The following is a 12,858-nucleotide window of genomic DNA, read 5'->3' on the forward strand; positions in this document are numbered from 1 at the left end:
TTTGCGATTTGCAGGCATCTGGGGCATAAAGCAGCCTTGCCCACCCAGAAAGCTGCGCCGTAACGCCTTATGACAATTACCGATTTTTTGAAATCCGATTTTCCAGCAGGCGAAAGCCACGCCGTTGATCCAACCGCGCCCGAGCGGTTTTTCAACCGCGAGCTTTCATGGCTGGCTTTTAACTGGCGTGTGCTGGAGGAGGCCGAAAACCCGCGCGTGCCTTTGCTGGAAAGGCTGCGTTTTGTGTCGATCAGTGCGACCAATCTGGACGAATTCTATACCGTGCGCGTCGCGGGCCTGCGCGAACTGGACGATGCAGGCAACCAGACCCCTGCCGCCGACGGGCTGACCCCGCGCCAGCAACTTGATCTGATAAATCAAAATGCCCGCGCTTTGATGGACAAACAACAACAGGTTTTTGCCGCCCTGCGCCGCGAGATGGAAGGCGAAGGCATTGTGATCCTGTCGCGCGACAAGCTCAACGAGGTGGACCTGGCCTTTGTGGAAACCGAATTTCTGGACAAGGTCTTTCCTGTGCTGTCGCCTCTTGCGATTGATCCTGCGCACCCGTTTCCCTTTATTCCCAACACAGGCTTTGCGCTGGCGCTGCAACTGCAACGCCGCCGCGACAAAGAACCGTTGCAAGCGCTATTGCCGATCCCTGCGCAGATCGACCGATTTGTCCGCCTGCCGGGTTCGGAACAACGCTATCTTCCCGTCGAAGAAATGATGCTGTTGCGTCTCGACAGCATTTTCCCGGGCTATAAAACCGTGGGCCAATGTAGCTTTCGTATCCTGCGCGACAGTGATCTTGAAGTCGAAGAAGAAGCCGAAGATCTGGTGCGCGAATTTGAAACGGCCCTCAAACGGCGCCGCCGCGGCGAGGTGATCCGCGCCGAGATGTCGGAAAATCCACCTGCTGCGCTGCGCGACATGCTGATGGAAGAGCTGAACATCGAAGAGGACGAGGTGATCGAGGTCAGCGGCGTGGTGGGTGTGGCCGATCTGTCCAAGCTGATTTCAAAGGAACGCGCCGACCTGACGTGGCCCAGTTTCACCCCGCGCGTGCCTGAACGCGTCACCGACCATGACGGCGATATGTTTGCCGCGATCCGCCAAAAGGACATGCTGCTGCATCACCCTTATGAAACCTTCGACATGGTTGTGCGGTTCCTCCAACAGGCGGCACGCGACCCCAATGTGCTGGCGATCAAACAGACGCTTTACCGCACCTCCAAAAACTCGCCCATCGTCAGCGCGCTGTGTGAAGCGGCCGAAGACGGCAAATCAGTTACGGCCCTGGTCGAGCTGAAGGCCCGTTTTGATGAGGCGGCCAACATCCGCCAATCACGGCGTCTTGAGCGTGCGGGTGCCCATGTGGTCTACGGGTTCATGCAGTTCAAAACCCATGCCAAGATCAGCACCGTTGTGCGCCGCGAAGGCGATCAACTGGTCACTTACACCCATTATGGCACGGGTAATTACCACCCCGACACGGCCCGCATTTATACCGATCTTTCGTTTTTCACCTGCGATGCCGCCCTTGGGCGCGATGCCACAAAAGTGTTCAATTACCTGTCGGGCTACGCCGAACCCGAGATGTTGGAAAACCTCTCGATCTCGCCCACCACACTTAAATCGACCCTCCTTGAACGGATCGAAGAAGAAGCCGAGCACGCGCGCAATGGCCGACCCGCGATGATCTGGGCCAAGATGAACAGCCTGATTGAAAGCGATGTGATCGATGCGCTCTATGCCGCCAGCCAAGCAGGTGTTCAGATCAGCCTTGTCGTGCGCGGCATCTGCGGGCTGCGGCCTGGCATCAAAGGGCTGTCTGAAAACATCCGCGTCAAGTCTATCGTTGGACGGTTTTTGGAACATTCGCGTATTGTGTGCTTTGGCAACGGCAAGGGGCTGCCAAGCAAAAAGGCGCGGGTCTATATCAGTTCGGCCGATTGGATGGGGCGCAACCTGAACCGCCGCGTGGAAACACTTGTCGAAATCAACAACAATACGGTCAAGGCCCAAATCGTAAGCCAAGTGATGGCCGCCAATATGGCCGATGTTGCGCAAAGCTGGATCATGGGGCCAAACGGCGATTGGCACCGCCCCGACCTGCCCGAAGATAAATTCGCCTTCAACTGTCACCGCTTCTTTATGGAAAACCCATCACTTTCGGGGCGCGGATCGGCAGGGGCATCAGACGTTCCCAAACTTACCCACACCGAAGATTAACCGCACACAGACGCAAGAAGCATTTTGCAGTGTGGTGGGAATCAGGCATACGTTACACATCTGAGATTTGGGAGATCTCATGGACGGACAGACCGATCAGACCGCCGCAAGCGACGAGCAAACCGATTGGGGTCCGTTCGGGCGTCCGTTGTTCAAGGACGCGTCTGCGCGGGCTTTGTCTCGGGTTGGTGTGATTGATGTCGGATCAAACTCTGTCCGTTTGGTGATATTTGACGGGGCAGCGCGAAGCCCTGCGTATTTCTACAATGAAAAACTGATGTGTGGTCTGGGCGCTGGTCTGTCGGAAACTGGCAAATTGAACCCCGAAGGCCGCATCCGTGCTGTCGCTGCAATCACGCGCTTTGTGGCGCTGGCCGAAGGTCTTGGGATCGGGCCGCTGACAACCGTTGCGACCGCCGCTGTGCGCGAAGCCAGCGACGGCCCCGATTTTCGTGCCGAGGTCGAACAGAAAACAGGCCTGAAGCTTTGGGTGATCGACGGCAAGGAAGAGGCGCGTCTTTCTGCGCAAGGCGTGCTTCTGGGCTGGCCCAAGTCCTACGGTCTGGTCTGTGACATCGGTGGCGCCTCAATGGAATTGGCCGAGGTGCGCGATGGACGCGTCGGCAAGCGTGTGACCTCCCCGCTCGGGCCGCTCAAGCTGCGGGATATCAAAGGCGGCAAAAAGGGGCGTAAGGCCCATATCAACGAGGTGATGGACAAACTGCACGCCAAGATGGGCGACCAGAATGATCGGTTATTTCTTGTGGGTGGGTCATGGCGCGCGATTGCCCGCATCGATATGGAACGGCGTGGCTATCCGCTGCATGTGCTGCATGAATACCGCATGACCCCAAAACAGATTAGCGCCACCGTCAAATATATCGCCGACAGCGATCTGGAAGATTTGCGCGCACGCTGCGGCATCTCGGGAAGCCGTATGGCGTTGGTGCCTTTGGCGTCCGAGGTGCTCAAGGCGCTCATCCGTCAGTTCAAGACCAAAGATATTGCCATTTCAAGTTATGGCATCCGCGAAGGCATGCTGTATGAGCAGATGCCCGAACGGTTGCGCACCCGCGATCCGCTGATTGAGGCGTGCCGCTTTGCAGAAGACAAAGACGCACGTTTGCCCGGCTCGGGGCGCACGCTTTACACCTTCATCAAACCGCTGTTCAAAGCCTTGCCAGAGCACCGAATGCGTTTGGTGAAAGCCGCCTGCTTGCTGCATGATGTCAGCTGGCGTGCCCATCCCGATTACCGTGCAGAGGTCTGTTTTGATACCGCTACACGCGCCAACCTTGGTGGATTGAAACATGGCGAAAGGGTGTATCTGGGACTGGCCCTTTTGCACCGCTACCGCAACAAAGCCGAAGGCACGCGATTTGATCAATTGTCCGAATTGCTGCCAGAGGTTGATCAGAAACAAGCCGAGGTTTTGGGCAAGGCACTGCGGTTTGGGGCGATGCTTTGGATGGAAACGACCGAAGCCCTGGGAGAGTTGAAGTGGCGGCCCAAGAAAAAAGAACTCCACCTGCTTTTGCGCCCCGAAGCCCAACGGCTTTATGGCGAGGTGGCTGATGCGCGCTTCCGTTCGCTTTGCGATAGCTTGGGTGCAACACCGCACGTGCGCTTCACCAAAGCCTAAATCTCGACTTCACCTTCTGGGCTCACGCGTTCTGGCGCATCAGGCTTGCGCCGAATGATAATATCCCCGTTCGGCATAACTTCGGGCGCTTCATAGTTGTTCATGTCATCGATCTTGTCGGACAGTTGCTGCAGCGCAGGGCCCATGCGTTCGGCCAAGGCCTGCAGGTTCGGCTCCATGTCTTCGGCAAATTGCTTAAGATCTTCGGTCAGCGGCTCCACCTCTTTCATGAAGCCTTCAAAGAACATCTCGATGCCGCGTTCCATCAGCGTTTTTCCCGTGTCCTCCTCTTGGGCAAAGGCGGGGGCGACGACGAAAGAAAAGACAAAGGCGAGGGCAAAAGCACGGTGTTTCATCCCCCTTACATAATTTGCCAACCCGTTTTTTAAAGGTCAGAGCGCAACATCCAGCAAAACAGGAAAATGGTCAGAGGCCGTCAAAAGCGCATCCGACAGTGTTTTATCCTGCCAGCATGCAGGGTCATCCAGCGGGTGCATGATACGCCATTTCGCGCCACGTTGCCGTATGCCATCACTGACCATGATGTAGTCCAGAAGCGCCTGAAAATATCGCTCCTGTTCGCGCAAATAAAAGCGCGATGTCGTCGGTTGCACGCCAATTCTTTGGCCCAAAACCATCGCAGCATGCGGATCAAAAAGGGCGCCCGTCCCCTGCCCCAACACGATTTCAACGCCCGATCTGCCGAACAAAGCCTCGAATTTGTCCAGCCCCGGGCCATCGTTGAAATCGCCCAGAACAATCACATCTTCCCCCATCGTCACAAGGTGATCCACACGGCGTCTTATCCAGATGCACTGAGCCAGTTGCTTGCGACGGTTGGCGACCTGTCGCTGCAACGCTTCGGCTGCATCACGCGCCCCATGCGGCGCCTTTGATTTCACGTGGACGCCGATCATCCGCCAAAGTGCGCCCGTGGCTTTCGCCTGCAGAGCCACTTCGAGCGGTGGTTTGGAAAACGTCACCTCATCGGCCTTTGCATCAATATCAAGGTCGATCAAAAGGCTCTGGTCAAATCGCGGGGCATCTGCGCTTTCCAAAGGCGCGTGTTGAACCGCCACGATATCGGGATCGTAAAGCAGCGCAATCTCTTGCTGTGTGTCGTTTTCAAATCCCGTAAGCGCCCGCCGCGCGCGAATGCCTGCATGACGCGCAAAGCCTTCCAGCGCAAAGACACTGTCACGGCGGCGCGATGCATCGGGCGCTTCAACAATCATAATCGCATCCGCATCCAACGCCTGAAACACACGGGCAAGGCTTTGGGTCTGCTGCGCGCGCGTGACGTTCCACCGCGCCGACCAATCGCCATCGTTGTGCAAACTGCCATCATCGGCAAAAAGCGCGTTGAACCATTCGATGTTGTAGGTGGCGATCCGCATCCCGTTGTCAGCTGGCGGTCTGGCTGCGGCGTTCGCTGATCTCTTCCCACGCGCGGTTGACAGCAATCAGACGCTTTTCAGCCATCTTGATCGCCTCTTCCGGCACGCCGCGGGCGGCCATGCGATCGGGGTGGGTGTCGCGCACCAATTGCCGCCAAGCCGCGCGGATCTGGTCCATAGCGGCATCGGGCGACACGCCCAAGACATCGTAGGGATCACGGTCTGCATCGGGCACGAAACGCGCGCGCAGCCTTTTGAAATTCGCCTCTGGCATTTCGAGGATATCAGCGACGCGCGTCAGAAACTTATCCTCATTGGGGTGATAAACCCCATCGGCCAGTGCGATGTGGAACAGCCCCTCCATCAGGTCGCAAATGGTGCTGGTGTCGCGCCCGAACATCCCTGCGATGCGTTTGGCGTATTCCTCAAACCCTGCAACATCGGTGCGCGCCATATCAAAGACACGTGCGGCCTGGGCTTCATCTTCTTGCGCGATATGAAATACCTCGCGGAAGGCCGTCACCTCATCACGGGTGACCAATCCATCGGCCTTGGCCATCTTGGCCCCAAGTGCGATCACCGCAATCGTAAAGGCGACCGAGCGTTCTGGCGGCGTGCGCAATTGTTCGAACACAGCCGAAAGACCCTCGCCTTTGGCAAGAGTGGATAGCGCGTCAGCAATGCGGGACCAGATCGACATGGCCGCTATACTAACGGGTTTAGTTGGGATTGTCAGAGGAACTTTTGCATCAAGACCAGATCGAACCAGCGATCGAATTTGTGGCCAACCTCGCGCAGCCGCGCGACCTCCTCAAAGCCGCAAGACGCATGGAAATTCATGCCTGCGGGGTTATCCCCGCTGACCCCTGCCATAATCGAATGGATGCCATCGGCTTTGGCGCGCGTGCACAACGCCTCCATCAATGCACGCCCCACACCTTTGCCCCAAGCAGGCTTGGCCAACAGAACGGAATGTTCGATCACCCGTGCATAGCCATCGCCACCGCGAAACGGGAAGCTGGTCACAAATCCGTCCACGGCTCCGTCGGCCTCATGCACCAGAAAATGATGGCCATTTGTGTGCCGTGTTTCGATCCACTCGCTGATTTGCGCAAGGGGTTTGGGGGTGCTGGTAAAGGTGATGGTTGTCTCGCGGATACACCAGTTCCAAAGGTCGGTGATCACTTGCGCATCACGCAGCTCGGCCTTGCGGATCATAGGGTGACCGGACCGTTTGGCGTATCGATCACAGCCTGCAACGCAGCCTCACCCGTGGCAAAGCGTACGCGGTCATCAGACATCAAAGGCCCAAGCGCACGCTCCAATTCCGCACATTCTGGATGCACAATTGTCAGCGATTTCAACCGATGCCCCTGATCGGCGAGCAGCGGCGCGGGGTGTAAATCCCCATGCCACTTGATGATCGCTGGCGCGCAGTTGTCAAAGGGCAGCTTTCCGTCAGACGGCACCGCCATCTGCCAACGGAAGTCACCGCGCTCCAGCATAACTGGGGCGCCGTACGCAGGTCCAAGCCGCGCAAGCGCCGCGTCAATATCATCGGTGCGCACGATCCAGTTTGTCAGACGCGGCGGCCCGCTGAAATTGTCGATGTCAAACCAGCGCGGGCTTTGCTTGGGCGTTGCATCGGGGTCCGTGGCGATCACCTCGAAATACAAATCTCCCAATCCCATCAGATGGTTATGGGTCGCAAAGTGGTCATGCTCCCCCCGCGGGCCGAGCGCTCCTCCCAGATGCCGCTCGGCCCATATGCGTCCCTCTTCCAGAGGATCACAAGCCACCGCAATATGATCCAGCGCCAGCATCAGCCCCGTGTCTCGCGGATGATTTTCAGGATGTCTTCTGCGGCATCAGGGATGTTTGTGCCTGGCCCGAAGATCGCTTTGACGCCCGCATCATAAAGGAACTGGTAATCCTGCTGCGGGATAACGCCGCCGCAAATCACGATGATGTCCTCGGCATCCGCGGCCTTCAACGCCTCGATCAATTTGGGCGCAAGGGTCTTGTGGCCCGCCGCCTGCGAGCTGATACCGATGACGTGCACATCATTGTCGATGGCATCTTGCGCCGCCTCGTCAGGGGTTTGGAACAGCGGCCCCACATCGACGTCAAATCCGATGTCAGCAAAAGCGGTCGCAATCACCTTGGCACCGCGGTCGTGCCCGTCCTGACCCATTTTGACCACCAGCATGCGCGGGCGGCGGCCTTCGGCTTCGGCGAAATCATCGACCGATTTCTGGATGGCGGCAAAGCCTTCGTCCCCTTCGTAGGCGGCACCGTAGACACCTGCTAGCGTTTTGACCTCGGCACGGTGACGTCCGAATGCTTTTTCCATCGCCATGCTGATTTCTCCGACTGTTGCACGGGCGCGGGCGGCTTCGACCGCCAATGCCAAAAGGTTGCCTTCGCCACTTTGCGCCGCTTCGGTCAAAGCATGAAGGGTATGGTCCACATCCGCCTGATTGCGGCTGGATTTGATCTGGTTCAGACGTGCGATCTGGCTTTCGCGCACAGACGCGTTGTCAATGTCGCGCACGTCGATCTCGTCCTCGGTCTCAAGGCGGAACTTGTTGACGCCCACGATCACCTCGTCGCCGCGGTCCACAGCGGCCTGACGGCGCGCGGCGGCTTCTTCGATGCGCAGCTTGGGCATGCCAGAGGCAACGGCTTTGGTCATGCCGCCCATCTCTTCGACCTCTTCGATCAGTTTCCATGCCTCTTCGCACAAGTCGCTGGTCAGCTTTTCAACATAGTAGCTGCCCGCTAGTGGATCGACGACGTTCGTGACACCTGTTTCGTTTTGCAAAATCAGCTGCGTGTTGCGTGCGATACGGGCACTGAATTCGGTGGGCAGTGCGATGGCCTCATCAAACGAGTTGGTGTGCAGCGATTGCGTGCCGCCAAGCACCGCTGACATCGCCTCATAGGCGGTGCGCACGATGTTGTTGTAGGGGTCTTGTTCCTGCAAGGACACGCCGCTGGTTTGGCAGTGCGTGCGCAACATGAGAGAGCCGGGCTTCTTGGGCTCAAACTCTTCCATGATCTTGTGCCAGAGGAACCGCGCGGCGCGCAATTTGGCGGCCTCCATGAAAAAGTTCATGCCGATCGCAAAGAAGAACGACAGACGCCCCGCAAATGCATCAACGTCCATCCCGTTGGCAATCGCTGTGCGCACATATTCACGGCCATCTGCAAGGGTGAACGCAAGTTCCTGCACAAGGTTCGCGCCCGCCTCTTGCATGTGATAGCCGCTGATCGAGATCGAGTTGAACTTGGGCATATCCGACGCCGTATAAGCGATGATATCAGCCACAATCCGCATGCTTGGCTCGGGCGGATAGATGTAGGTGTTGCGCACCATAAATTCCTTGAGGATGTCGTTCTGGATCGTGCCAGACAGCTGTTCTGTGGGCACGCCCTGTTCCTGACCCGCCACGATAAAGCTCGCCAGAACGGGGATGACAGCGCCGTTCATCGTCATCGACACCGAGATTTTATCAAGCGGGATGCCGTCAAACAGGATCTTCATATCCTCGACACTGTCGATGGCCACGCCTGCCTTGCCCACGTCCCCTTCGACGCGTTCGTGGTCACTGTCGTAGCCGCGGTGCGTGGCCAGATCGAAGGCAACGGATACACCCTGTTGGCCGGCATCAAGCGCTTTGCGGTAAAAGGCGTTGCTTTCCTCAGCGGTGGAAAACCCTGCGTATTGGCGGATGGTCCAGGGGCGGCCCGTATACATTGTGGCGCGCGGACCGCGTGTGAAAGGCGCGGTGCCCGGCATGCCGCCCATATGGTCCAAACCCGCAGCATCATCGCTGGTATAGACAGGCTGCACGGCAATGCCTTCGGGCGTTTGCCATGTCAGGTCCTCAAGGGGTCGCCCGCGCAATTCCTTTTCGGCCAAAGCCTTCCATTGCGCTTTATCTTCGGTCTTTTTTGTCATCTGACGCCTCCTGGTCTGTCCATCGGCAAAATGGTGATTATATCATTGGGCATGAAACGTTTTTTGCCCCTCGCGCTGACTGCGCTGATGTTGAGTTTTTCAGCCGCCAAAGCTGACACTGTTCTCACCCCGTTAGAGGAATGGCGCGCGGATCGCGCTGTCGTTCTGGCAACCGATGAGGTCACACTGGATGACTTCAAATGGATCGCCCGTCCCATTGTGGTCTTTGCAGATACGCCCAATGATCCGCGCTTCATCCAACAGATGGATTTGCTGAACGCGCGGCTGGATGATCTGGCGGCCCGCGATGTCGTGATCATGGTGGATACGGACCCAGATGCGCAATCTCTGCTGCGCACCAAGTTGCGGCCGCGCGGGTTCATGCTGGCTTTGATCGGCAAAGATGGCGGGGTGAAACTGCGCAAACCCTTCCCGTGGGACGTGCGTGAATTGACCCGCACAATCGACAAAATGCCACTGCGCAAGCAAGAGATCAAAGACAGTCTGGGGCGGCAATAACTCACTGGGCCGTCTCCTTCATCTCGAAGATCGCACCCTCTGGCAGGTTCGCAGCCCAAGATATCAGCGCGTCTTGATGCGTGTCACGGGCAGCAGGCGAAGTCGCATAAAAGGTCACCACATCGCCGCCCAAGATATCGGAAGGATTGACGTGTTTGAGCATCCCAAGCGCGATCCACGTGTCCGGCAGCTCGCCCACAAACCAGTTTCCATAAAGCAAAGCCAATTCGACGTTGTGGCGTGCAACCAAAGGTGTCATCCAGCCGCGTTCAGGGTTGGACAGGCGGATCAACCGCGCCTCGGATGACGCGAGCCCCCAAAGGTCCAGAACGTAGTTCGGGTTGCGCCAAGCAACGCGCCCGAGGTCATTCACGGCTACAGGCACCTGCGCATAGTTCTGCACAAAATCAGCCATTTGCGCCTGTTGCAGGTAGATTGACCGTGGATAGGGCGGATACTCCGATTGCTGTTTGGCATAAAAGAGCGTGCAAATCACAAGGGCGATCAAAAGCCCTGTCAAATTGCGCGCCAGCATGACCGCAGCCCCTGCCAAGGCCACGAGGATGTAAATCTCGTAACGGTCCATCCAGCCGATGCGCCCAAGCATCAAATGTGCCACGCCCGCCAAAGCAAAGGCACCAAGGATCAAGGTCGCTTTGGGATCAGGCAGTTTGCGACCCACCAACAAAACGCCAAGCAACAGCGCGAGCGCGATGCCCCCGCCCTTGCCAACATTGGCCATCATATTTCCTGCAATACGCACCCAAAGAGCTGCATCCGCACTGATATTTGCATTGCCAACCAGTTTGGTCGTCACCGAGCTTGGCAAAGGCTCCAATCCTTTTGAGACAAGGAACCCTGCGAAGAGGATCGCGGGGGTCAGGGCAAGGCCCAACAGCACAGCACCCGCACGCTTATGGTAAAAGACGACGACAAGTGCCACAAAAAGGGACAATGCCAGCCCCTCCAGGCGGATCATGGGACCAAGGGCAACACCTGCATAGAGCCAGCCCGACACACGCCCGTCATAGCAGAAATCCTGTGCGCCGCGCAGGATCATAAGGACCGCAAGCACGTGCAACCCGTGCTCCATCCCGATCATGGCAATGCCTGCAAAGTTCAATCCAAAGGGGACAAGTGCTGCAAAAGCAAGGACCTGCCAGCGCGCCATGCCGTGATGATCGCCCGCACGTGCACAGATAGCTGCCCAAAGCAGCACGCTGCCTGCCAACGACAGAACGGCGATCAAGGCCGGAATATATCGTCCCGCCTCGACCGTCGCGAAAGGTGCCAGAAGAAAGGGGTAGAGCGGCGACGAGGCCGCAGAGGCAGGATCGCCCGCATTTACCCCATACCCGCCTGCCGCGATTTGTTCGGCCATCGACAGGTGAATGTAGGTGTCGTCCAATGGATACTCAAAAACGCCCGCTTGGACGTATGCCAACCCGATAAGCGCCATATAGGCCAAGGCCACAGGGGTCGCAGCCCAAAGCCGCGCCTGCGCCAATCGGGGCTGCATGTCCATATGTGCGGCTGGCACAGTCACAAAAGGCACCCACGCACGACCATCATTGCACGGCCTCCTCGAACACCGCGTCTTCTGGCAGCACGGTTTGGAACAGGGCAATCGCCTCGCGCAGCTGTTCGGTGGCTGCGGGATCCGTGGCGTAGAAGGCCACCTTATCCGATCCCAGGAACCCCGCAGGGCGCAGCATCCGCAAGGTGCCAAGGCGCACCCATCCTTCGGGCACGGCCTCGTCCAGCCAGTTGTCGTAAATCATCGCCAGCTTCACACCGCGTTCATCCGCCAGACGCCCTGCCCACCCGTTTGGTGTGTCGCCAAGACGCAAGGCGCGCGCCTCGTCATTGGCAAGCCCCCACAGGTCGAGCACATAATTGGGATTGCGCCATGCAACGCGGCCCAGATCGTTCACCGCTACAGGGACATTTGCGAAAGTCTGCGCGAACCGCGCCATCTGTGAATGCTGCAAATGAATGGCACGAGGGTTGTAGTGATAGGCATAGATTTGCGGCACATAGTAGACCCCCGCCGCAACGACAGCGACCAGTGCAGGCAACGCAAGGCGCCTGGCAAACGCAACGGCCGCGATCACCATGACAAGCGCATAAATCTCATAGCGGTCCATCCAGCCGATTTGTCCTGCCATCAAATGGGCAAAGGCCGCAGCCCCCACCGCCAAAAGCACCCATTTGCGCAGATCATTTTGGACAGACGCACCAAGGATTGCGAGGATACTGAACCCAAGAAGCGCCAAGCCGCCCGTTTTGGAGGTATTGGTCACGAAACTGTCGGCAAGCCCCTGAACAAAGCCTGCATGCCCGCCTGCACCATCGCCCAATTTCGCCATGACCGAATTGGGCAGCGGGCTTAGACCAAGGGTGGTCAGCCAATACATAAACCCTGCCACGGGCCCCACGGCCAACACCGCCAGCCCAAGTCCCAGACCCCGACGCCCTGCCACAAACACCACACCAGCCGCCGCAAGCGATAGCGCCACGCCTTCCAATCGCACCAGCGGCGAAAGCGCGATGCCGATCACCAAAAGAGCGCTGATGCGGTCCGAGCGCACTAGCGTTTGGAGCCCCGCGACAATCAGCAAAACGGCAAACACGTGTAGCCCGTGTTCCATCCCGTTGAAAGCCAGCCCTGCAAAGTTCAGCGCCAAAGGCATCGCCGCGGCCAAAGCCAGCATGACCCATCTGGGCGCTACGTCATCTTCCAGCGCTTTGATCACGATCCGCGCCCACACCAAAAGGTTCGCCACAAGCGCAATCAGGTTCACCGCAAAAGGCACCATCCGCGCAAAATCGCCGCCCGTCAAAGGTGCCAATAAGAAGGGGTATATGGGCGAAGAGGCTGCGCTGGTGTATTCGCCCGCGTTCACACCATACCCGCCTGCGCGAATTTGCTCGGCCATCGCAAGGTGGATGTAGACATCATCAAGGGGGTATTCGAACAACCCACCTGCCCTGACAAACGACCAGATGATCAGCACCAGCCAAGCCCCCAAAGCAGGAACCAAAGCGCAAAGAACAACCAGCGAGGCTGGTGTTGTGGGGGCAGCAGGCGTTTCGTTCAT

The 12,858-nt window shown here is 58.0% G+C and carries 11 protein-coding genes; 3 read left to right on the top strand and 8 right to left on the bottom strand.

The genetic code is table 11. The features are described 5' to 3' along the window. The first annotated feature begins 69 nt into the window (after window positions 1–69). Window positions 70–2,235, top strand: coding sequence for an RNA degradosome polyphosphate kinase (locus tag L1065_RS04025; RefSeq protein WP_237094149.1), 2,166 nt, complete (start codon window positions 70–72; stop codon window positions 2,233–2,235). A 79-nt stretch (window positions 2,236–2,314) separates the two neighbouring features. Next, complete coding sequence (locus tag L1065_RS04030; protein WP_237094150.1) at window positions 2,315–3,877, top strand: Ppx/GppA family phosphatase; 1,563 nt, start codon at window positions 2,315–2,317, stop codon at window positions 3,875–3,877. Here the strand turns inward: L1065_RS04030 and L1065_RS04035 are convergent. From L1065_RS04035 to scpA, 6 genes are read right to left on the bottom strand one after another with little or no spacing between them, the layout of a single operon-like run. After that, on the bottom strand, window positions 3,874–4,233 hold the full coding sequence (locus tag L1065_RS04035) for a hypothetical protein (protein WP_237094151.1): 360 nt from the start codon (window positions 4,231–4,233) through the stop codon (window positions 3,874–3,876). The two genes, L1065_RS04030 and L1065_RS04035, sit on opposite strands and share 4 nt — an antisense overlap. A gap of 36 nt (window positions 4,234–4,269) precedes the next feature. Continuing rightward, the gene (locus tag L1065_RS04040; RefSeq protein WP_237094152.1) at window positions 4,270–5,274 is read right to left on the bottom strand and encodes an endonuclease/exonuclease/phosphatase family protein; all 1,005 of its coding nucleotides are present in this window, start codon (window positions 5,272–5,274) and stop codon (window positions 4,270–4,272) included. Window positions 5,275–5,281: 7 nt separating this feature from the next. Continuing rightward, window positions 5,282–5,974, bottom strand: a complete 693-nt coding sequence (locus L1065_RS04045) for a molecular chaperone DjiA (protein WP_237094153.1) — start codon at window positions 5,972–5,974, stop codon at window positions 5,282–5,284. Between the two features lie 32 nt (window positions 5,975–6,006). Continuing rightward, window positions 6,007–6,492: a GNAT family N-acetyltransferase gene (locus tag L1065_RS04050; RefSeq protein WP_237094154.1), complete on the bottom strand. Its 486-nt coding sequence runs from the start codon at window positions 6,490–6,492 to the stop codon at window positions 6,007–6,009. Next, window positions 6,489–7,097 (bottom strand): VOC family protein, encoded by a 609-nt coding sequence (locus tag L1065_RS04055; protein WP_237094155.1) that lies wholly within the window; start codon window positions 7,095–7,097, stop codon window positions 6,489–6,491. Before L1065_RS04055 ends, L1065_RS04050 begins: the two co-directional genes overlap by 4 nt. Continuing rightward, entirely contained in the window at window positions 7,097–9,238 is a 2,142-nt protein-coding gene (gene scpA / locus L1065_RS04060) for a methylmalonyl-CoA mutase (RefSeq protein WP_237094156.1), read from the bottom strand. Before scpA ends, L1065_RS04055 begins: the two co-directional genes overlap by 1 nt. A gap of 51 nt (window positions 9,239–9,289) precedes the next feature. On the opposite strand from scpA, the gene L1065_RS04065 reads away from it, so the two are divergent. Further along, on the top strand, window positions 9,290–9,757 hold the full coding sequence (locus tag L1065_RS04065; protein ID WP_237094157.1) for a DUF4174 domain-containing protein: 468 nt from the start codon (window positions 9,290–9,292) through the stop codon (window positions 9,755–9,757). 1 nt (window position 9,758) lies between these two features. On the opposite strand, the gene L1065_RS04070 is transcribed toward L1065_RS04065, so the two are convergent. Both L1065_RS04070 and L1065_RS04075 read right to left on the bottom strand, forming a co-directional pair. Further along, window positions 9,759–11,312: a hypothetical protein gene (locus L1065_RS04070; RefSeq protein ID WP_237094158.1), complete on the bottom strand. Its 1,554-nt coding sequence runs from the start codon at window positions 11,310–11,312 to the stop codon at window positions 9,759–9,761. Between the two features lie 13 nt (window positions 11,313–11,325). Beyond that, window positions 11,326–12,858 carry a hypothetical protein gene (locus L1065_RS04075; RefSeq protein WP_237094159.1) on the bottom strand — a complete coding sequence of 511 codons (1,533 nt, stop codon included), beginning with the start codon at window positions 12,856–12,858 and terminating at the stop codon, window positions 11,326–11,328.

The sequence above is a fragment of the Nereida sp. MMG025 genome, from assembly GCF_021654165.1.
GTDB lineage: Bacteria > Pseudomonadota > Alphaproteobacteria > Rhodobacterales > Rhodobacteraceae > Nereida.